The sequence below is a fragment of the Rahnella sp. PAMC25617 genome (assembly GCF_050606005.1).
In the GTDB taxonomy this organism is placed as follows: domain Bacteria; phylum Pseudomonadota; class Gammaproteobacteria; order Enterobacterales; family Enterobacteriaceae; genus Rahnella; species Rahnella variigena.
Genome location: NZ_JBOCUM010000002.1, coordinates 60,731 through 82,572 on the forward strand (window position 1 = coordinate 60,731; position 21,842 = coordinate 82,572).

The 21,842-nt window shown below is 53.5% G+C and carries 16 protein-coding genes, 1 pseudogene and 1 other annotated feature; of the genes and pseudogenes, 11 read left to right on the forward strand and 6 right to left on the reverse strand.

The window, feature by feature from the left end:
• Position 1 precedes the first annotated feature (1 nt).
• The 3 genes and pseudogenes from trpCF to ACM615_RS01135 all read right to left on the reverse strand — a co-directional run bounded on the left by trpCF (position 2) and on the right by ACM615_RS01135 (position 4,537).
• Complete coding sequence (gene trpCF / locus ACM615_RS01125; protein ID WP_431011299.1) at positions 2-1,366, reverse strand: bifunctional indole-3-glycerol-phosphate synthase TrpC/phosphoribosylanthranilate isomerase TrpF; 1,365 nt, start codon at positions 1,364-1,366, stop codon at positions 2-4.
• A 3-nt stretch (positions 1,367-1,369) separates the two neighbouring features.
• Positions 1,370-2,973 (reverse strand): annotated as a pseudogene (trpD, locus tag ACM615_RS01130) (bifunctional anthranilate synthase glutamate amidotransferase component TrpG/anthranilate phosphoribosyltransferase TrpD).
• 1 nt (position 2,974) lies between these two features.
• Positions 2,975-4,537, reverse strand: a complete 1,563-nt coding sequence (locus tag ACM615_RS01135) for an anthranilate synthase component 1 (protein WP_431011300.1) — start codon at positions 4,535-4,537, stop codon at positions 2,975-2,977.
• A 55-nt stretch (positions 4,538-4,592) separates the two neighbouring features.
• Positions 4,593-4,695, reverse strand: a sequence feature (Trp leader region).
• A gap of 323 nt (positions 4,696-5,018) precedes the next feature.
• Here ACM615_RS01135 and rnm point away from each other — a divergent pair.
• The 7 genes from rnm (at position 5,019) to cobT (ending at position 11,287) form a co-directional block, all read left to right on the forward strand.
• Positions 5,019-5,948: an RNase RNM gene (gene rnm, locus ACM615_RS01140; RefSeq protein ID WP_181955482.1), complete on the forward strand. Its 930-nt coding sequence runs from the start codon at positions 5,019-5,021 to the stop codon at positions 5,946-5,948.
• 34 nt (positions 5,949-5,982) lie between these two features.
• Complete coding sequence (locus ACM615_RS01145; protein ID WP_431011301.1) at positions 5,983-6,603, forward strand: L-threonylcarbamoyladenylate synthase; 621 nt, start codon at positions 5,983-5,985, stop codon at positions 6,601-6,603.
• Positions 6,604-7,214: 611 nt separating this feature from the next.
• A complete protein-coding gene (rluB, locus tag ACM615_RS01150; protein WP_240783389.1) occupies positions 7,215-8,135 on the forward strand; it encodes a 23S rRNA pseudouridine(2605) synthase RluB in 921 nt (306 codons plus the stop codon).
• Between the two features lie 136 nt (positions 8,136-8,271).
• Positions 8,272-8,826 carry a bifunctional adenosylcobinamide kinase/adenosylcobinamide-phosphate guanylyltransferase gene (gene cobU, locus ACM615_RS01155; protein WP_132965970.1) on the forward strand — a complete coding sequence of 185 codons (555 nt, stop codon included), beginning with the start codon at positions 8,272-8,274 and terminating at the stop codon, positions 8,824-8,826.
• A 25-nt stretch (positions 8,827-8,851) separates the two neighbouring features.
• Positions 8,852-9,604: an adenosylcobinamide-GDP ribazoletransferase gene (cobS, locus tag ACM615_RS01160; RefSeq protein WP_431011302.1), complete on the forward strand. Its 753-nt coding sequence runs from the start codon at positions 8,852-8,854 to the stop codon at positions 9,602-9,604.
• Between the two features lie 16 nt (positions 9,605-9,620).
• A complete protein-coding gene (cobC, locus tag ACM615_RS01165) occupies positions 9,621-10,217 on the forward strand; it encodes an alpha-ribazole phosphatase (protein ID WP_112288845.1) in 597 nt (198 codons plus the stop codon).
• 26 nt (positions 10,218-10,243) lie between these two features.
• Complete coding sequence (gene cobT / locus ACM615_RS01170) at positions 10,244-11,287, forward strand: nicotinate-nucleotide--dimethylbenzimidazole phosphoribosyltransferase (protein WP_159281063.1); 1,044 nt, start codon at positions 10,244-10,246, stop codon at positions 11,285-11,287.
• A gap of 16 nt (positions 11,288-11,303) precedes the next feature.
• On the opposite strand, the gene cobO is transcribed toward cobT, so the two are convergent.
• On the reverse strand, positions 11,304-11,894 hold the full coding sequence (gene cobO, locus ACM615_RS01175; protein WP_431011303.1) for a cob(I)yrinic acid a,c-diamide adenosyltransferase: 591 nt from the start codon (positions 11,892-11,894) through the stop codon (positions 11,304-11,306).
• 14 nt (positions 11,895-11,908) lie between these two features.
• Positions 11,909-12,670 carry a YciK family oxidoreductase gene (locus tag ACM615_RS01180; RefSeq protein WP_431011304.1) on the reverse strand — a complete coding sequence of 254 codons (762 nt, stop codon included), beginning with the start codon at positions 12,668-12,670 and terminating at the stop codon, positions 11,909-11,911.
• A 359-nt stretch (positions 12,671-13,029) separates the two neighbouring features.
• On the opposite strand from ACM615_RS01180, the gene sohB reads away from it, so the two are divergent.
• Positions 13,030-14,073, forward strand: a complete 1,044-nt coding sequence (gene sohB / locus ACM615_RS01185; protein ID WP_431011305.1) for a protease SohB — start codon at positions 13,030-13,032, stop codon at positions 14,071-14,073.
• A 137-nt stretch (positions 14,074-14,210) separates the two neighbouring features.
• On the opposite strand, the gene ACM615_RS01190 is transcribed toward sohB, so the two are convergent.
• A complete protein-coding gene (locus tag ACM615_RS01190; protein ID WP_112288850.1) occupies positions 14,211-14,462 on the reverse strand; it encodes a YciN family protein in 252 nt (83 codons plus the stop codon).
• A gap of 462 nt (positions 14,463-14,924) precedes the next feature.
• Between ACM615_RS01190 and topA the strand changes: the two genes are divergently transcribed.
• The 3 genes from topA (at position 14,925) to acnA (ending at position 21,830) form a co-directional block, all read left to right on the forward strand.
• Positions 14,925-17,522 (forward strand): type I DNA topoisomerase, encoded by a 2,598-nt coding sequence (topA, locus tag ACM615_RS01195; protein ID WP_132965974.1) that lies wholly within the window; start codon positions 14,925-14,927, stop codon positions 17,520-17,522.
• A gap of 474 nt (positions 17,523-17,996) precedes the next feature.
• Complete coding sequence (cysB, locus tag ACM615_RS01200; protein ID WP_112288851.1) at positions 17,997-18,971, forward strand: HTH-type transcriptional regulator CysB; 975 nt, start codon at positions 17,997-17,999, stop codon at positions 18,969-18,971.
• A 186-nt stretch (positions 18,972-19,157) separates the two neighbouring features.
• A complete protein-coding gene (gene acnA, locus ACM615_RS01205) occupies positions 19,158-21,830 on the forward strand; it encodes an aconitate hydratase AcnA (RefSeq protein WP_431011306.1) in 2,673 nt (890 codons plus the stop codon).
• The last annotated feature ends 12 nt before the right edge of the window (positions 21,831-21,842 follow it).

Sequence of the window (21,842 nt, forward strand, 5' to 3'; positions counted from 1 at the left end):
CTTAGTACGCCCGCAATGTCTGGAATACGGCGGTAATTTTTTCGGCATCTTTGATGCCCGGCTCGCTTTCAACACCGGAGTTGAAATCCAGCCCTGCACAACCGAGTTGTGCAGCTTCGACGCAGTTATCTGCGCTCAGGCCACCGGCGAGTAACGTATTGCTGAGATCGTGACCGGCCAGTTTACTCCAGTCGAAACGATAACCGGTGCCGCCTTTGCCGTTGTCGAGCACGTAACGATCCACGTGGTTCAGGTTGCGCGCGGGCAATGTTTCTTTGACGCTCAGCGCTTTCCAGATCTGCACTGTTTCCGGCAGCGTTGCGCGCAGTTCATCGATATAGGCCTGGCTCTCATCGCCGTGAAGTTGCACGGCGGTCAGTTTCAGAGTCTCTGCGGTTTGTACCACTGTACTGACGGTTTCATCGCGGAACACGCCGACATATTTCAGCGGCGCGCCGTTCTGGACTTCTTTCGCCAGCGTTTGTGTGACGAAACGCGGTGAGGTTTCGACAAAAATCAGTCCGCCATAAATGGCACCGGCGTCGTACGCCGCTTTGGCGTCCTCAGCGCGGGTCAGGCCGCAGACTTTATTATCACCGAGCAGTACACGACGCACGGCAGCGGACAAATCTTGTTCTGACATCAGCGCGCTGCCAATCAGGAAACCATTGGCGAAGCGGCTGAGCTCACGAATTTGCCCGTAAGTATTAATGCCGGATTCACTGATGACCGTCACACCGTGCGGAACGCGCGGTGCCAGTTCACGGGTGCGGTTCAGGTCGATGGACAAATCGCGCAGGTCGCGGTTATTGATACCGACCACTTTCGCTTTCAGCTTAACGGCGCGATCCAGTTCTTCTTCATTACTCGCTTCGGTCAGTACGCTCATATTCAGGCTGTGAGCGACGGCGGCGAGCTGAACGTACTGGTCATCATCCAGCACTGACAGCATCAGCAAAATCGCATCTGCCTGATAAAAGCGGGCCAGATGGATCTGATACGGGTCGATAATAAAATCTTTGCACAGCACCGGTTGTGTGACGGTTTTGCTGACCAGCGGCAGGAAATCAAAACTGCCCTGGAAGTATTTCTCATCGGTTAATACTGAAATGGCGGAAGCATGGTCTTTATAAACACTGGCGATTTCTACCGGATCGAAGTTTTCGCGGATCTTCCCTTTCGACGGAGAGGCTTGTTTACACTCCAGAATAAAGGCCGTTCTGGCACCTTGCAGGGCATGGTAGAAACTGCGCTGGCTCTGAGTTATTTCGTTCTGAAAGCTGGCCAGCGGTTGTTGTTCTTTACGTGCCGCGACCCAAATTTCCTTGTCGCGAACAATTTTGTGGAGCACGGTTTCCTGCTGCATCACTTATCCTCTTGCTGCCAATGCCAGCACGCGCTGGTAAGGTTCACCGCTGCGCATGACGGCCAAAGCCTGTTGTGCGTTTTGCTTTAAGTCTTCCTGACCGAACAGACGCAGTAACATCGCCACATTGACGGCTACCGCGGCTTCATGGGCCGGATCTCCTTTACCTTGTAATAAGCGTGCCAGAATGTCACGGTTTTCTTCCGGCTCGCCGCCCAGCAAGGATTCAATCGGATAATTATCCAGACCGAAGTCCTGCGGAGTCAGTTCATAAGTGGTGATTTTACCGTCTTTTAGCTCGGCAACCTGTGTGGCTGCGTGGATAGCAACCTCATCCATTCCGCCGCCGTGAACCACTGCCGCACGTTCATAACCCAGCGCACGCAATGTTTCGGCAATCGGCTGCACCAGCTCCGGGCTGTACACGCCAATCAGCGCCAGCGGCGGACGTGCCGGATTAATCAGCGGACCCAGCACGTTAAACAGCGTGCGGGTTTTCAGTGCTTTGCGTACCGGCATCGCATGGCGAAAACCAGTGTGATATTGCGGTGCGAACAGGAAACACACGTTCAGGTCATCCAGCGCGGCGCGGGATTCTTCCGCTGGCATATCCAGACGGATACCAAACGCCGCCAGTAAATCCGACGAGCCCGAACGGCTGGACACGCTGCGGTTACCGTGTTTCGCCACACGAGCGCCACACGCCGCCGCCACAAAGGCGCTGGCGGTAGAAATGTTGATGCTGTTGGTGCCGTCGCCGCCGGTGCCGACAATGTCTGCGAACTGATAATCAGGGCGCGGGAACGGTTCCGCGTGTGCCAGCAACGCTTTGGCCGCACCGGCGATTTCAGCCGGTTGTTCGCCACGCACTTTCATGCTGATTAATGCACCGGCCAGCTGCGCCGGTTCCAGTTCGCCATTCACGATGGCGGTAAATAACTGCTGGCTTTCTTCCTGCGTCATTGTCTGAGCGCGAAACAGATTTTCGAGAATGCCGGGAATAGTTTGCGTTTTCATGACAGTTCTCCTTACGCCAAAGCCCAGGCCAGTGTCTGCTCAAGCAGACGGGCGCCCTGTGAAGTTAAGATGGATTCCGGATGGAACTGGAAACCGCAAACGCGATCTTCTTCGTGACGCACTGCCATCACCATTTCGCCGAAACGAGCGTTAACGGTCAGACCGTCGGGGATCTGGCTGCCGACCAGCGAGTGATAACGTGCTACCGGCAGCGGGTTGTTCATACCGGCAAACATCGCTTCGTTGTCATGCGTAACAGAAGACGCTTTACCGTGCAGGATTTCACCCGCCTGACCTACAAATCCGCCGTAGGTCTCGACAATCGCCTGATGACCCAGGCAGATACCGATAATCGGTAACTGACCGCGCAGACGTTTCAGCAGTTCCGGCATGCAGCCCGCTTCGGAAGGCGTACCCGGACCCGGAGAAAGCACCAGCACGGGTTTTTCCAGCTGGCTGAGTTTTTCAATAATCACGTCAGCCGGGATCTGATTGCGGTAAATCACCACGTTATGACCACTTGAACGCAGCTGATCGACGAGGTTGTAAGTAAAGGAATCGACGTTATCGATGAGTAAGATATCGGCCATCTTAAAATACCTCTTTCGCATTGTGGGCGGTGGCGATGGCGCGCAGGACTGCACGGGCTTTATTACGGGTTTCGTCGGCTTCAGCTTGCGGGACGGAATCCAGCACCACGCCGCCGCCTGCCTGCACGGTGGCAATGCCGTCTTCGACATAGGCTGAGCGGATCACGATGCAGGTATCTAAATCACCGTGAGCGGTGAAGTAGCCAACCGCGCCGCCGTAACTGCCACGACGTGTCTGCTCGGAGGCCGAAATCAACTGCATGGCGCGAACTTTCGGTGCGCCGGTCAGCGTGCCCATATTCATGACGGCCTGATAAGCATGCAGCACGTCGAGGTCATGACGCAGTGTGCCGACCACGCGGGACACCAGATGCATCACGAAAGAATAACGGTCAACTTTGGTCAGGTCGGCGACGTAACGGCTACCAGGCTCACAGATACGCGCCAGATCGTTACGCGCTAAATCCACAAGCATCAGATGCTCGGCCAGTTCTTTATGATCGGTACGCATTTCCAGTTCGATACGGCTGTCGAGATCTAAATCCAGTGAACCGTCAGCACGGCGACCGCGCGGGCGGGTGCCTGCAATCGGATAGATTTCGATCTGGCGATTCGTCGCGTCATATTTCAGCGCGCTCTCAGGCGATGCGCCGAACAACGTGAAATCGTTGTCCTGCATGAAAAACATGTACGGGCTCGGGTTGTTGTTTTTCAGCGTTTCATAAGCGGCCAGCGGAGCAGGGCACGGCAGTGAGAAACGACGTGAAGGCACGACCTGGAAAATTTCACCGGCGCGGATCGCCACTTTCATTTTCTCAACAACGGCACCGAACTCTTCGTCACTCTGGTTCACGCTCAGTTGCATTTCCGGCACGCTCTGATGCGGAATGGCGTGCGCCGGTAATTGCAGCTGATATTGCAACTGTTCCAGACGCTCGTGCAGGCGCTGTTTCTCTTCAGCGGAAGGGGTAAACAAGCTGGCCTGCAAACGGCAGGAGCGGTTCTGATGGTCAAGCACCAGCAGGGTTTCTGCCAGATAGAAACAGAAATCCGGGCAGCGCTGGTCAGAAGGCAGTTGCGGTAAATCTTCGAAACCGGCGACCAGGTCATAAGCAAACAGACCGCCGAGGAACATCGCCTCGCGTTCATCAGCAGGCGTTTCAACTGAGGTCAGAATGCTGCGCAGTGCGTCAAATACGGAACGTGAACGCAGACGGGCATCTTCGTCCTGCATCTGGTCAATCACCGGGAAGCTCAGTTCGCGACCGTTCGGACGAACATCATTGCGGATTTCAGCCGGTAATGCGGCGTCAATCAGTGACAGTAAAGAAGCGCCGTTGGGGGTCAGTGCCTGAATGGAAACCCGGGAACCCAGCGCGGTGATGCGCAGGGCGCTGTCAACAATCAACAGGCTCTTCAGGTTTTCTTTGCTGGTCACTTCTGAGGATTCAAGCAGCAGCGTGGCCGGACGTGCGCCACAAAGCTGGTGGAAAATGGCCGTCGGGTCGCCGCGATAACTTCCTTCTGCGGTCAGCAATTCTAATCGTGGTTTCTGAATAGTCATTTTGCTTCCTGAAATTTTTTAACGTTTCTGTAAAACAGATTTCAAATAGACGGCCACAAAAAAGCCCGCATTATGCGGGCTTCGGAAATCTTGCAGCGTCTGATGACAGCTATGCGTGATTATTCCGCCCGCCAAAGGGAAGTACGCCACCAGCTGAGAACCGCCATCATGTGAGTTTTCATCATCAGACACTCTTGTTTGTTTATGAAGCTAACGTTTTTAAAACGTAAGCTTTCTGAATCGGTTTGTCACGCTGTTCATTTCTGAACTGTTCCGTGAACTTGCGTACTAGTAAACTAGTTCAGCGATGTAAAGTCAACCCTCTTTTTCATGCACTTCCCCGCTTTAGTGCGGCTGTTTTGTGCAAAAAGTGTTATCGCACCGTTGCAGTGCATCACGTTCAGGTGAAAATCATCCCTAACGTGAAAAGCCCTAACGCGTTATGATGGGTGCTGCATTCCGAAACAGGTTAATTCCCCACGTGACGACGACTTTACCCGTAAACACTTCATCTTCAGCAGACGATCAGACCACCAGCACTGCATTCACGATTTACGATCTTCACAGCCATACCACGGCGTCGGACGGCTATTTAACGCCGGAAGCCCTGGTTTCGCGTGCGGTGGAAATGCGGGTGGGCGTTCTGGCGATCACCGATCACGACAGTACCGAAGGGCTGGCGCGGGCGGCACAGGCCATTGCTGAAAATCAGCTGCCGTTGCAACTGGTGAACGGTGTTGAAATTTCTACATTGTGGGAAAACCATGAAATTCACATCGTCGGGCTGGGCATCGACCCTTCGCATCCGGCGATGATCGCGTTACTGAAAGTACAGGCCGATTTGCGTCAGCAACGTGCGCAGGAAATGGGCCGTCGTCTGGCGAAAGCGCGTATCGAAGGTGCATGGGAAGGCGCGTTGCGTCTGGCCGATGGCGGTGCTGTCACCCGGGCGCACTTTGCCCGTTATCTGGTGGAATTTGGTGCGGCTGACAATATCGCCCAGGTGTTCAAAAAATTCCTCGCCAAAGGCAAGACCGGCTACGTTCCGCCACAGTGGTGTACAATAGAACAAGCGATTGATGCGATTCATCAGTCTGGCGGACAGGCCGTGGTCGCCCATCCGGGGCGTTATGACTTGTCCACAAAATGGCTGAAACGCCTGCTCGCGTTCTTTGCAGAACAGGGCGGCGATGCCATGGAAGTCGCGCAGTGTCAGCAGGCACCCAATGAGCGTGCGCAACTGGCGGCTTACGCCCGTGACTATAATTTGCTCGCCTCGCAGGGATCTGATTTTCATCAGCCTTGTTCGTGGATTGAGCTGGGGCGCAAACTTTGGCTTCCCGCAGGCGTTGAACCGGTATGGCAACACTGGCCGGTCGCCGGGAAACAGCCTGAAATTGAACCGGTCTGAAGCCCGACCGCAGAAGAAGAATTAAGAGGGAACAATGAGTCAATATTTTTATATTCACCCCGAAAATCCGCAGCTACGTCTGATTAATCAGGCGGTTGAATTGCTGCGCAAGGGCAATGTGATCGTTTATCCGACGGACTCAGGCTATGCGCTGGGTTGTCGTCTGGAAGAAAAGAACGCGATGGAGCGCATTTGCCGCATCCGTCAGTTAGACGGAAACCACAACTTTACTCTGATGTGCCGTGATCTCTCTGAGCTGTCCACTTACGCTTACGTGGATAATTCGGCATTTCGTCTGATCAAAAATAACACGCCGGGTAACTACACTTTCATTCTGAAAGCGACCAAAGAAGTGCCGCGTCGCCTGATGAGTGAGAAGCGTAAAACCATTGGTCTGCGCGTGCCGTCAAACCCGATTGCTGTCGCATTACTCGATGCACTGGGTGAGCCGCTGATGTCCACCACGCTGATGCTGCCGGGCAATGACTTTGCGGAATCTGATCCGGAAGACATCAAGGATAATTTAGGCAAGCTGGTTGATCTGGTCATTGACGGCGGATCCCTCGGTCAGCAACCGACCACGGTGATTGACCTGACTGAAGCGTCACCGGAAGTGATCCGTGAAGGCGCGGGCGATCCGGCACCTTTCCGCTGATCTTCCCGTGAGTCATACGTGGCATTTTGTTTGAAAAATAATCAGCCTGTAACGTCCTTAGCGGGATACAAATTACTGATAAATGTGTATAATGGCGGGCTGACTTTTTTGTAAGTCGTTGTATCACTACGCAATAACTGAATTTTGGCGGGCAGATGGCGAATCACGTCATGCTGCCGGCTCCCCCCGACGCCTGTGAAGGCGACAAATGAGGCTGCTCAATGAGCGAGAAGTATAATTCCCAGAAGCACACCAGCGATAAAGCCAAACCGGCACGTCCATCTGGTGACAAGCCAAAAAGTGGCAGAAATTCCGGCGCAGCTAAAAGCCGTCCGGAACCGTCACGGGCTGAAAAACGCGGCGAAAAGCCACGTACTGACAAACCACGTACAGATAAACCACGCAGCGACAAGCCGCGTTCAGACAAACCACGTTCTGACGCAGGCCGCGGCGATTCACGCACCGAGAACTCCCGTATTGAAAAACCACGTACAGGCAAACCGGGTCGTCCGGAAAATGCCCGTGGTGAAAAACCTCGCGCGCCGCTAAAACCGCGTGGTACCAAACCTAAAGCTGAAGCGCTGTTTGATGAAAACGGCGAAGAAGAAGAAGTGAAATACCAGAAGCCGAAGAACGCGCTGGACAGCACCGAAGGACAAAGCGAAAAGCTGCAAAAAGTCCTGGCGCGTGCAGGCCACGGTTCACGTCGCGAAGTTGAAGCGATGATCCAGGCGGGCCGCGTCAGCGTTGACGGTAAAATTTCTACGCTGGGCGACCGCGTGGAAGTCACCGGCGGCACCAAAATTCGTCTTGATGGCCACGTTCTGTCAGTGATGGAATCTCAGGACACTGTCTGCCGCGTGCTGGCGTACTACAAGCCGGAAGGCGAGTTGTGTACGCGCAGTGATCCGGAAGGCCGTCCGACCGTCTTTGACCGTCTGCCAAAAATGCGCGGTTCACGCTGGATTGCGGTAGGGCGTCTGGACGTTAACACCTCCGGCCTGCTGTTATTCACCACCGACGGTGAACTGGCTAACCGCCTGATGCACCCGAGCCGTGAAGTTGAGCGCGAATATGCTGTACGTGTGTTCGGTCAGGTTGATGATGAAAAAATCAAACAACTGAGCCGTGGCGTGCAGCTGGAAGACGGTCCTGCGGCATTCCGCTCGATCAAATTCCAGGGCGGTGAAGGCCTGAACCAGTGGTACAACGTGACCCTGACAGAAGGGCGTAACCGCGAAGTTCGTCGTCTGTGGGAAGCCGTTGGCGTGCAGGTCAGCCGTCTGATCCGCGTGCGTTATGGTGACCTGAACCTGCCTAAAGGCCTGCCTCGTGGCGGCTATAAAGAGCTGGATCTGCCAGACATCAACTACCTGCGCACACTGGTCGATATGACCGAAGAAACCGTCAGCAAACTGCCGGTTGAACGTGACCGTCGTCGTGTGAAAGCTAACCAGATCCGTCGTGCTGTTAAGCGCCACACTCAGGTTGCACCGGCACGTCGCGCAACCGGACCGGCAAAACGGGGTTAATCGCTGACAAGCGAGGCACTTGCGTCTATGCTCATAAACCGCAGTCAGTGACTGCGGTTTTTTTTGCTCAAAATTCAGGGCATAACGTCATTTCTGACGAATGTTGAATTAACAAACAGAAAGCAAGGAGCCGATTATGATGCTGATCACCGGCGGTGCCCGCAGCGGCAAAAGCCGTTTTGCCGAGCAGGTGGCTGAAAAACGTGGCGGCGAGGTGCTGTATATCGCCACCTCGGTCGTGACCGATGCCGAAATGGCGGAGCGCATCCGTTATCACCAGCAACAACGTCCGGCTCACTGGCATACTTTTGAAAGCTATCGTGACCTGGGTAATGTTGTGCGTGCGCATCAGGCGCAGTTTCCGACCATTATTATCGAGTGCATCACGACGCTTATCACCAATCTTCTGTTTGATATTGCCGGTGAAACACCGCCGGAAGAGATGGATTTTGACGCGATAGAACAGCACATTTTTGCGCAAGTTGCACAGCTGATGGAAGCTGCGCAACATCCTGAATCCGAGGTGATTATTGTCACCAACGAAGTGGGCATGGGTATCGTGCCGGACAACCTGCTGGCGCGGCGTTTTCGTGATATCGCCGGGCGGGTAAATCAGCAACTGGCCGCCGCAGCGGACGACGTTTACCTGATTGTCTCCGGCATTCCGCTACCGGTAAAAACATCGGAATAAAACCACTCAGAAAAGGGAATTTATTATGGCTTTTGGGCGGCAGTTTCTGGCGATGTTGCAGTTTCTTACCCGCATTCCGGTGAAGGAACGATGGTGCGACGGCGTTGATCTGAAAGAGTATTCCCGCGGGATTGTCTGTTTTCCGCTGGTCGGACTGGTGATGGGTTTACTTACCGCGCTGGTATGGTGGACTGTCATGCCGCATGTCGGCGCGCTTGTCGCGGCAATCGCCGTTGTCATCGCGCACATTATGCTGACCGGCGGTCTGCATCTCGACGGATTAGCTGACAGTTGCGACGGTTTGTTTTCGGTACGCAGCCGCGAGCGGATCCTTGAAATCATGCGCGACAGCCGCATCGGCACTAATGGCGCGCTGGCGCTGATTGTAGCCGTTGTACTGCGGACAGCGCTGATTTATCAGATGAGTGCGGACGGATTGCCGGTGCTGGCGCTTCTTATCGTCACGCCGGTTGTCGGGCGGGGCATGATGGCGGTGATGATGTACCGTCAGGCTTATGCCCGCGAATCGGGAATGGGCAATTTATTTATCGGTAAAATCAGTGAAGGGCGCTTCGGTGTCACATTGCTGCTGATGACGGCGCTCGTGTTGTTCATCGGCGGGTTATCATCCCTGTTTGCATTGCTGGTGACGCTGCTGTTTGTCTTCGGCTTCCGGCGTTTTGTTGCCAGCCGCATTGGCGGTCAGACCGGTGACACCCTGGGGGCAGCGTGCGAATTAAGTGAACTGGTCTTCCTGTTTTTCCTGCTATGGCACTGAGATAAAGGACAAAATAATGAAACTGTATCTGATACGGCACGGACAAACTCAGGCTAACGTAAGCGGCGTTTTTTGCGGCAGCAGCGACATTGCGCTGACTGCTGAAGGTGAGCGACAGGCGCAGCACGTCGGCCGCCAGCTGGCTTCTGTGCCACTCGATGCGCTGATCCACACCGATATGCGCCGCAGCCGCGATACAGCGGCGATAATTGCTCACGGACGCGAACTGATGATGGAAACTCAGCCTCTGTTGCAAGAGATGGCGTTTGGCGACTGGGAAATGCGCCATCACAAGGAGCTGGAAGCCTCGCAGGCTGAAGGTTATCAGGCCTGGTGTCAGGACTGGCAAAAGGCCGATGTCCCGCAGGGCGAATCTTTTACAGATTTCACCCTGCGTATCCGTCAGGCTTTGCAGCAGCTGCATTTGCGTCCACAGGTAAGCCGGTTAGCGATCGTAGCGCATCAGGGTTCGCTCAGCCTGTTGCTGGCGATGATGCTCAAACTGGCACCCTCCGACATGTGGCGCTTCCCGTTTAAGCAGGGCTGCCTGTGTGAAATCGATCTCAGTCATGGCGCTTGTGTGATCCAGCGTTTTAACGACAGCGGTATTTAACTTTTTAAAATAATAAGGACAACCCGATGGCTTCGCTGGCAAATATCCTCCGTCAGATTGCTGAACCTGATACACAGGCCGCGCAGAAGGCGGCACAACGGCTCGACAGTCTGGTTAAACCGCTGGGCAGCCTTGGCCGCCTGGAACAACTGGCGATCCAGCTGGCCTCCATTCGTGGCAATCAGCCGTTGCATTTTCCGAGCAAAGAAGTGCTGGTGATGGCTGCCGATCACGGTGTGTGGCAGGAAGGTGTCACGCCGTCTCCGCAGGTTGTAACTGCCATTCAGGCGGTGAATATTGTGCAGGGGAAAGCCGGGGTTTCCGTGCTGGCGAGAGCGGCCGGTGCGCAGGTTACGCTGATTGACTGCGGGATCATTGGGGCGGATATTCCTGGTACGCTCAACCATAAAGTGGCGCAGGGAACGGGAAATATTGCCACCGGCCCGGCGATGACGCGCGAACAGGCTGAGTCATTGCTGATCTGGAGTGCAGAACGGGTGATAGCTAAAGCTGAAAGCGGCTTATCGCTGCTGGCTGTCGGCGAACTCGGTATGGCAAACACCACGCCCGCAGCGGCGATGGTCGCGGTGCTGACCGGTGCTCAGCCTGCACAAACCGTCGGACTGGGTGCTAATCTGCCACCGGACAGACTGGCGCATAAAATCAGCGTGGTGGAAAAAGCCATTGCGGTCAATCAGCCTGATCCGTCAGATGCAATGGATGTGATGGCGAAAGTGGGGGGCTTTGAACTGGTGGCGATGGCGGGTGCCATGATGGGAGCGGCAGCTGCCGGTATTCCGCTGGTGCTGGATGGTTTTCTTTCTTACGCATCCGCGCTGGCGGCATGCCAGATTGCGCCTGCGCTGAAACCCTATCTCATTCCTTCACATCTTTCGGCAGAACAGGGCGCGACGCTGGCGCTGGAAGCACTGGGCCTGACACCGTATTTTGATCTGAACCTGCGGCTGGGCGAAGGCAGCGGCGCGGCGCTCGCGTTACCGCTGATTGATGCCGCCTGCGCGATTCATAACGAAATGGCGACGCTGGCAGAATGTCAGATAGAGCTTTAACCGGTGAAACAGGGCGTCACCAGTCGATGCCCTGTTGCGCCATAATACCGGCGTCAAAGGCATGTTTTACCGGTCGCAGTTCGCTGACGGTATCGGCCATTTCCAGCAGGTCACGATGACAGCCACGTCCGGTAATAATCACCGTCTGGTGCGCCGGACGGGTATTCAGCGCATCCACCACATCCTGTAAATCCAGATAGCCGAAACTGACCATGTAGGTCAGTTCATCGAGCACCACCAGATCCAACGCAGCATCGGCCAGCATGCGTTTTCCGTGCTGCCAGACAGCCTGACAGGCTTCGGTATCGGTCTCTTTATTCTGCGTCTCCCAGGTAAAACCGGTCGCCATCACCTGAAATTCTACGCCGTGCGGCTCGAGCAGGTTCTTCTCGCCGTTCGGCCATTCACCCTTGATAAACTGGATCACTGCCGCACGCATACCATGCCCGACCGCGCGGGTGACGGTACCAAAGGCCGCGGTGGTTTTGCCCTTACCGTTGCCGGTAAAAACAATCAAAATGCCGCGCTGTTCTTTGGCAGCATCAATACGTGCGTCAACCTGTTCTTTCAGTTTTTGCTGGCGCTGCTTGTGGCGATCTTCGGTCATCAGTGGCTCCGTGATTATTCTGCCGGACCGGCTTTACGCCCCGGCTGGGCATCAAAACTGATACCGGTTTTACGGCGGCTGTCATCGCCCATCAGGTAAAGATACAACGGCATGATGTCGGCCGGTGTTTTGAGTTTATCTTTGTTTTCATCGGGGAACGCCGAGGCACGCATGCTGGTGCGCGTACCGCCCGGATTGATGCAGTTGACGCGCAAACCGGTATGCTTATGTTCTTCAGCCAGCACCTGCATCATGCCTTCGGTGGCGAATTTGGACACGGCGTAGGCACCCCAGCCGCTGCGACCTTCGCGTCCCACGCTGGAGGTGGTGAAGACCAGAGAAGAGCTGGCGGATTTCAGCTTCAGCGGCAGTAACGCCTGCGTCAGCATAAAGGTTGCATTCACGTTAACCTGCATCACGTTCATCCAGTCCTGCAACTGAATTTCGGCCATCGGCGTAATCTCAGTCAGCAGGCCTGCATTGTGCAAAACGCCGTCGAGATGCGGTACCCATTGCGCGATTTGATCGGCAACGCGCTGGCAATCCTGCTGGCTGGCGGTCAGTAAATCCAGTGCATAAATAAAAGCCGGGCGCAGGTTTCTTGCCGCAATTTCCTGCTGCACGCTGGCCAGTTTGCTCTCAGTGCGACCCAGCAAAATCAGCTGCGCGCCGAAGCGGGCGTAGGTCAGGGCGGCTTCGCGACCAATGCCGTCGCCAGCGCCGGTAATGAGAATAATGCGGTTATTGAGCAAATCAGATTTAGGATGGTAATGCACAGTTAGTCCTCTTAAACAGGGTGCGATGTGGCGGCAAATGGCCGTCATCACATCTGGCGCACTTAATATCGAAAATGCCGGGAACGGGAGAAATTGCGCTCAACCGCGGTCCGACATTTTGGCGAAAATTTGGGGTGTTTTGGCAGTGATCACCGCTTGTATGCCTCAAATGAGCATGAGTTTCAATGATTAACCTAAAAACGGACAGTTCTTTTGTAACAAAATTGGAACACTGGCGCACTCAGTTTTACGTACGATTGACAATGTCATATTCAAACAAGACGCCGCAGCGACGATTGTCTAGAATGTTCAACATCTTTCTGACCACGGTTTTATGACCACATAGATAAGGCGGTTTTGTGGATTTACTTTCTCTTTATGGGCTGTTTTTGGCCAAAGTTGTGACCGTAGTGATCGCCATCGGCGCACTGATAATTCTGGTGATTGGCCTTCGTCACCGTAAATCTTACAGCAAAGGTGAGTTACAGCTGATCGACTTAGGCGAACAGTACCGCGAAATGCAACGTGAAATGCGCAGTGCGCGTATGAATCCTGCTGAGCTGAAAATTCGTAGCAAGGAACTGAAGAAAAAAGACAAAGCGGAAGCAAAACAGAAAAAACTGCAGGCAAAAACCGGTGGCTCTAAAAGCAAACCGTGCCTGTATGTGCTCGATTTTAAAGGCAGTATGGACGCCCACGAAGTCACGTCGCTGCGTGAAGAAATTTCGGCGGTTCTGGCGGTGGCGACACCGGAAGACGAAGTGCTGTTGCGCCTCGAAAGTCCTGGCGGTGTGGTACACGGTTATGGCCTTGCGGCCTCTCAGCTGGTTCGCCTGCGTCAGAGCGGGATCCGCCTGACCGTTGCCGTGGATAAAGTGGCGGCCAGCGGCGGTTATATGATGGCGTGCGTGGCGGACAGAATCGTTGCCGCGCCGTTTGCCATCATCGGTTCCATCGGTGTTGTGGCGCAAATCCCTAACTTCAACCGTTTGCTGAAAAAGAACGACATCGATATTGAGTTGCATACGGCGGGTGAGTTCAAACGGACGCTGACGTTGCTGGGTGAAAACACCGAGGAAGGGCGCGAGAAATTCCGTGAAGACCTGAACGAAACGCATGTGCTGTTCAAGGAATTCGTGCATCAGAACCGTCCTTCACTGGACATTAATGCGGTAGCGACCGGCGAACACTGGTTTGGTACGCAGGCACGAGAAAATGGTCTGATTGACGCGATCGGTACCAGCGATGATTTACTGATTGCTGAAATGAAAAATCATGAAGTGATCGCGGTGCGTTACAGCCGCCGTAAACGCATGATGGACCGGTTTACCGGCAGTGCGGCAGAAAGCGCCGATCGCCTGTTTCTGCGCTGGTTGCAGCGCAGTCAGAAGCCGTTATTGTAACGCCTGATCTGGCGGGGCATAAATCGTTCTGGCTGAGCATTAAGAGTAAAAAGGGACTTTATTGTCCCTTTTTTATTGTCCCGATTTACTGCAAGAGTTAATCGGTAACGTTAACCTTTATTAGTCTTTTTTTACGCTTAATCGACGAGATGGTATTTTTCTGAAAAAAGATGCGCCAGATGTTTAAACATATTAAATACCGCCGTGGTTTTTCTGGTCGGTAAACCGTCGTCATCCATGAAAAACTCCCCGCGGAAAACCAGCACATTGCCTTTCTGCTCAACGTCTGTCGCCAGCATTCCGTGCATGTAATCTTCGTGCTCACGGATAACCTTATTCGCCTCGACCAGTAAAGCTTCGCGACTAATTGCCGATGTATTTTCGTGCATGATATTTACTCCCCACTATAATTGCTGACGTTATTGTAATCCCGCGACGGAGAAAACCGCAAATCTGCTGTGGGTAATCCACCTGAACGGTTGATTGTTATTTGTACTAAACAGTCAAGAGTTTGCACGGATTGGCGAAAAGAGCGTTTACGTGTTAATTAGTTTGCGTGACGATTTTAATCAGGTAGAGTGTGGGATTTTGTGGCTTCAGGTGGAATGTTTTGTTTACGCTTGGTCATTATTTGACATAAAAATGGGCGCATTCTGCTGAGCCCTGTCTGGTTAATCCCTTGCAGAATCAGTGTTTTGAACCTCTGGAAGTCAGTTCGCTCCTTCTTTTAAAGAAATGAGTTGACGTTCTGACTCACTGCCGCAATATAAAAAAAGACGTGATATTGTGCCGCGGCATAACTAGACAAAATCTTCTTCAGTTGATGAAGAATCATTCAGGTAAAGGTAATTATGGGCAAAGCTCTCGTAATAGTTGAGTCCCCGGCAAAAGCCAAAACGATTAATAAATATTTAGGAAATGACTACGTGGTTAAGTCCAGCGTCGGTCATATCCGTGATTTACCGACCAGTGGATCCGCTGCTAAAAAAACCGCCGTCTCAACCGAAGAAAAAACAAAGAAAAAAGTTAAAAAGGATGAGAAAACTGCGCTGGTTAATCGCATGGGCGTCGATCCGTTTCATGGCTGGACTGCTCAATACGAAATACTTCCCGGTAAAGAAAAGGTTGTTGCTGAGTTAAAAGCGTTAGCGGAAAAAGCTGACCATATCTATCTCGCAACTGACCTTGACCGCGAAGGAGAGGCGATTGCCTGGCATTTGCGGGAAGTGATTGGCGGTGATGACAAACGTTTCAGCCGCGTGGTATTTAACGAAATTACCAAAAACGCGATTCAGAATGCCTTCAAAGAACCCGGCGAACTGAATATTGATCGTGTTAATGCTCAGCAGGCGCGTCGCTTTATGGACCGCGTGGTGGGTTACATGGTGTCCCCGCTGCTGTGGAAGAAAATTGCCCGTGGTTTATCTGCTGGCCGTGTTCAGTCCGTGGCAGTGCGTCTGGTCGTGGAACGCGAGAAAGAAATCAAAGCGTTCGTGCCGGAAGAATACTGGGAATTGCATGCAGATTTGCTGGCGAAGAAAGAAACCGCCCTGCAAATGGAAGTCACGCATCACCTGGAAAAACCGTTTAAGCCGGTGAATAAGGAACAGACTCACGCAGCCGTTTCGCTGCTTGAGAAAGCGCGCTACACCGTGGTTGATCGTGAAGACAAACCGACCAGCAGCAAACCGGGTGCGCCGTTCATTACTTCTACGTTGCAACAGGCTGCCAGTACGCGTCTGAGCTTCGGTGTGAAGAAAACCATGATGATGGCCCAGCGTCTGTACGAAGCCGGTCACATTACCTATATGCGTACTGACTCCACCAACCTGAGCCAGGACGCGGTGGAAATGGTACGCGGCTATATTGGCGAGAATTTCGGCGATAAATACCTGCCGAAAGCTCCGCTGCAGTACAGCAACAAAGAGAACTCTCAGGAAGCGCACGAAGCGATTCGTCCTTCTGATGTGGCCGTTGTTTCCGAACAGCTGAAAGATATGGAAGCGGATGCACAGCGGCTGTATCAGTTAATCTGGCGCCAGTTTGTGGCGTGTCAGATGACACCAGCTCAGTACGATTCCACCACGCTGACGGTTAAAGCCGGTGATTATTCCCTGCGAGCCAAAGGCCGTACGCTGCGTTTTGATGGCTGGACCAAAGTGATGCCTGCGTTGCGTAAAGGCGACGAAGACAGAACCTTACCGGCGATTGAGGTGGGCACTGAACTGGAGCTGCAACAACTGCTGCCAACTCAGCACTTCACCAAGCCGCCTGCGCGTTTCAGCGAAGCATCACTGGTTAAAGAGCTGGAAAAACGTGGCATTGGTCGTCCGTCTACTTATGCGTCGATCATTTCGACCATTCAGGATCGCGGTTACGTACACGTTGAAAACCGTCGTTTCTATGCCGAGAAAATGGGCGAAATCGTCACCGATCGTCTGGAAGAAAACTTCCGCGAACTGATGAACTACGATTTCACTGCGCGCATGGAAGACGGGCTGGATCAGGTCGCTAATAACAAGGCGGAATGGAAAGCGGTTCTTGATGAATTCTTCAGTGAATTCAGCCAGCAGTTAGAAACCGCCGAGAAAGATCCTGAAGAAGGCGGTATGCGCCCGAATCAGATGGTACTAACCAGCATCGAATGCCCGACCTGTGGCCGTCCGATGGGGATCCGCACCGCCAGCACCGGCGTCTTCCTGGGTTGTTCCGGTTATGCGTTGCCGCCGAAAGAGCGCTGCAAAACCACCATCAACCTGATTGCTGATGCCGAAGTGCTCAACATTCTGGAAGGCGACGAAGCCGAAGCCAATGCGCTGCGTGCGAAACGCCGTTGCGGCAAATGCGGCACGGCAATGGACAGCTATCTCATCGATAATCAGCGTAAATTGCATGTCTGCGGTAATAACCCGGAATGTGATGGCTACGAAATCGAGCAGGGCGAGTTCCGCATCAAGGGCTATGACGGCCCGATCGTTGAGTGCGAGAAATGTGGTTCTGAGATGCACCTGAAAATGGGGCGTTTCGGTAAGTACATGGGCTGTACCAACGACGAGTGTAAAAACACCCGTAAGATCTTACGTAACGGTGACGTTGCGCCGCCGAAAGAAGATCCGGTTCCATTGCCAGAATTGCCGTGTGAGAAATCAGACGCCTATTTCGTTCTGCGTGATGGTGCGGCAGGGGTCTTCCTGGCGGCCAATACTTTCCCTAAATCGCGCGAAACCCGTGCGCCGCTGGTGGAAGAACTGAAACGCTTTAAAGATCGTCTGCCGGAAAAACTGAGCTATCTGGCCGATGCGCCAGTCGCTGACCCGGAAGGCAATAAGTCGATGGTACGTTTCAGCCGCAAGACTAAGCAGCAGTACGTATCCTCTGAGAAAGACGGTAAAGCCACTGGCTGGACGGCGTTCTTTGTTGATGGTAAATGGGTCGAAGGCAAAAAATAATTATCGCCGTCATACTTCAACGTGCCGATGCTTTGGCTGCGCTCAGTCACCCCGGTCACAGGGCTAGCCCTGCTCCCGGGGATGCCAGAGTTTGCCGCCTTGCTGCAACTTGAATTATTTAGGCGATAACCGAATGACTGCATCCTGTTGCGCAGTTGTAAAAAACCAGTCCTCCGGGCTGGTTTTTTTATTGCATTAAGATCTATCATCGCTGAGTTCTGCGTATTTTTATTATCAGTCTGCGACAGACCGCGGTTATCGTTATGTTCTTCGGGTATACATGACGTTAATTATTGATATAATTGTTATATAAAATTTATTCTTATGCACTTAAGTAATAAGTTAATGCGTCTGGGGCATAAAAACGGTGCGTTCACAGACTTCCGGTAGTCGATAAAAAAATCATTTCCAGACTGTTCAGCCAACGGATGAACAGGGATGGCGACAGGGTTTGAAACCAGGGTGGTATGAGATATGAAATTGCAGCAACTGCGCTACATCGTAGAGGTTGTTAATCACAATCTGAACGTCAGTTCGACGGCAGAAGGCCTGTACACGTCGCAGCCGGGTATCAGTAAACAGGTTCGCATGCTGGAAGATGAACTGGGGATCCAGATTTTTTCGCGCAGTGGCAAACATCTCACGCAGGTGACTCCCGCCGGGCAGGAAATTATCCGTATTGCCCGTGAAGTCTTGTCTAAAGTGGATGCCATCAAAGCCGTGGCTGGCGAGCACACCTATCCGGACAAAGGGTCGTTGTATGTGGCGACCACGCACACGCAGGCACGTTATGCCCTGCCGAATGTGATTAAAGGCTTTATCGAGCGTTACCCGCGCGTTTCGCTGCATATGCATCAGGGTTCTCCGACTCAGATTGCTGAAGCCGTTTCCAAAGGGAATGCGGATTTCGCTATCGCCACCGAAGCCCTGCATCTTTACGATGACCTGGTGATGTTGCCTTGTTACCACTGGAACCGTGCGGTCGTGGTTCAGCCGGATCATCCGCTGGCGGGCAAAGAGAAAGTCACCATCGAAGAACTGGCCGCTTATCCTATCGTCACGTATACCTTCGGCTTTACCGGCCGCTCCGAACTGGATACCGCGTTTAACCGCGCCGGTCTGACGCCACGCATTGTTTTCACTGCCACCGATGCCGACGTGATCAAAACTTATGTACGTCTGGGGCTCGGCGTCGGGGTGATCGCCAGTATGGCGGTAGATCCGGTGCAAGATCCGGATCTGGTCACCGTCGATGCGCGCGATATCTTCACCTACAGCACCACTAAAATCGGTTTCCGCCGCAGTACGTTCCTGCGCAGTTACATGTACGATTTTATCCAGCGCTTTGCGCCGCATCTGACGCGTGATGTAGTGGATTCCGCCATTTCCTTGCGATCCAACGAAGATATTGAAGAGATGTTTAAAGACATCAAATTGCCGGTGAAATAAACCGCAACATTTTCTTTGCTGACCGCTAGTCCCGCCGCCTCTGATGATGCTGCGGGATTTTTTTTGTCTGTTGAACACTTTGAGCTGTTATCGGAATGTTAACAATTATTTGTGTTATCTTTAACTATGCACTTATAAGCCAGCGGGTTATTCCTTAAGGCCACGCTGAGCGCTAAAGGAGAAGCTATGTCGTCTATTCGCAAGAACAGTCTGGATACGCTGGCGGTCCAGAACAAGGAGTTCCACTACTACAGCCTGCCACTCGCAGCCAAAACGCTGGGTGATATCCAGCGCCTGCCTAAATCCCTCAAAGTGTTACTCGAAAATCTGCTGCGCCATGTCGATGGCGACACAGTCACGGAAAGTGATTTACAGGAACTGGTCAGCTGGCAGAAAACCGGCCATGCGGACAGGGAAATTGCTTACCGCCCGGCGCGCGTTCTGATGCAGGACTTCACCGGTGTACCCGCCGTGGTCGATCTGGCGGCAATGCGTCAGGCGGTCAAACGGCTTGGCGGTAACGTCGAACAGGTAAACCCGTTATCGCCTGTAGATCTGGTTATCGACCACTCCGTCACGGTCGATGAATTTGGTGATGATCAGGCCTTTGATGAAAACGTCCGCCTCGAAATGGAGCGTAATAACGAACGCTACCAGTTCCTGCGCTGGGGGCAAAAAGCCTTCAACCGTTTCCGCGTGGTTCCGCCCGGCACTGGTATCTGTCATCAGGTCAACCTTGAGTACCTCGGGCAAACCGTCTGGTATGAAGAACAGGATGGCAAAACGGTCGCCTATCCCGACACACTGGTCGGCACCGATTCGCACACCACCATGATCAACGGATTGGGTATTTTAGGCTGGGGCTGCGGCGGTATCGAAGCCGAAGCGGCCATGCTCGGACAACCGGTTTCCATGCTGATCCCGGATGTTGTCGGGTTCAAACTCACCGGTAAATTACGCGAAGGCATCACCGCGACTGACCTGGTGTTAACGGTCACGCAGATGCTGCGCAAACACGGCGTGGTGGGCAAATTTGTCGAATTCTACGGTGACGGACTGGCTGACTTACCACTGGCCGACCGCGCCACCATTGCCAATATGTCGCCGGAATTCGGTGCCACCTGCGGATTCTTCCCGGTGGATGACGTCACCCTGAGTTATATGAAACTCAGTGGCCGCAGCGACGAGCAAATCGAACTGGTGAAGGCCTATTCTCAGGTTCAGGGCTTGTGGCGTAATGCCGGTGATGAGCCGGTGTTTACCAGTACGCTGGCGCTGGATATGGGTGAAGTCGAGCCGAGTCTGGCCGGGCCGAAACGACCGCAGGATCGCGTGGCACTGCCCAACGTTCCCAAAGCGTTTAAAGCGGCGACGGAACTGGAGCTGGGCAACAGCAAAGCGGGGCGCAGCGATAAAGAGACGTTCACGCTGGACGGGCAGCATTATGCCCTGACCACCGGCGCGGTGGTGATTGCCGCCATCACCTCGTGTACCAACACCTCGAACCCGAGCGTGCTGATGGCGGCCGGTTTGCTGGCCAAGAATGCTGCTGAAAAAGGTCTCACCAGTAAGCCGTGGGTGAAAACCTCGCTGGCGCCGGGTTCTAAAGTGGTGACCGATTATCTTAATGCCGCCGGTCTGATGCCGTATCTGGAACAACTCGGATTTAATCTGGTGGGTTACGGCTGTACAACCTGTATCGGTAACTCGGGGCCGTTGCCGGAACCGATTGAATCGGCTATTAAAGCCGGTGATCTGACCGTCGGTGCGGTGCTTTCCGGTAACCGTAACTTCGAAGGACGTATTCATCCGCTGATTAAAACCAACTGGCTGGCTTCACCGCCGCTGGTAGTGGCCTACGCGCTGGCGGGGAATATGAATGTCGATCTGACGACCGATGCGCTCGGCGAGGACAAAGACGGCAAGCCGGTGTATCTGAAAGATATCTGGCCTTCTGCTAATGACATTGCCAATGCGGTCGGACAGGTGACGACGGAAATGTTCCACAAAGAATATGCTGAAGTCTTCAACGGTGATGCCAGCTGGCAGGCGATTCAGGTTGACGGTACGCCGACCTACACCTGGCAGGAAGATTCCACTTACATCCGCCATCCGCCGTTCTTCAGTGATATGAAAGCCGAACCGGATGCGCTCGAAGACATTAAGGATGCCCGTATTCTGGCGATTCTGGCGGACTCCGTAACCACCGACCACATCTCGCCAGCCGGTAATATCAAGGCGGAAAGCCCGGCAGGGTTGTATCTCAAACAGCATGGTGTCGAACCAAAAGCCTTTAACTCTTATGGTTCACGCCGTGGTAACCATGAAGTCATGATGCGCGGGACGTTCGCCAATATCCGTATCAAAAACGAAATGGTGCCGGGTGTGGAGGGCGGTTATACCCGTCATATTCCTTCGCAGGATCAGCTGGCGATTTACGACGCCGCGATGCGTTATCAGCATGAAAGTGTGCCGACGGCGGTGATTGCGGGTAAAGAATACGGTTCGGGTTCAAGCCGTGACTGGGCAGCAAAGGGACCGCGTCTTCTTGGCGTGCGCGTCGTTATCGCCGAATCTTTCGAACGTATTCACCGTTCGAATCTGATCGGGATGGGGATTCTACCGCTCGAATTCCCGCAGGGTGTGACCCGTAAAACGCTGAAACTGACCGGCGACGAGCAGATTAGTGTCAGCGGATTACAAACCCTGACGCCGGGACAGGACGTCGCGGTGCATATCGTTTATGCCGACGGGCATAAAGAAACGGTCAATGCCCGCTGTCGTATCGACACCGGCAATGAGCTGACGTACTTCCAGAACGGCGGCATTCTGCATTATGTGATCCGCAAAATGCTGTAATACCTGACCTTC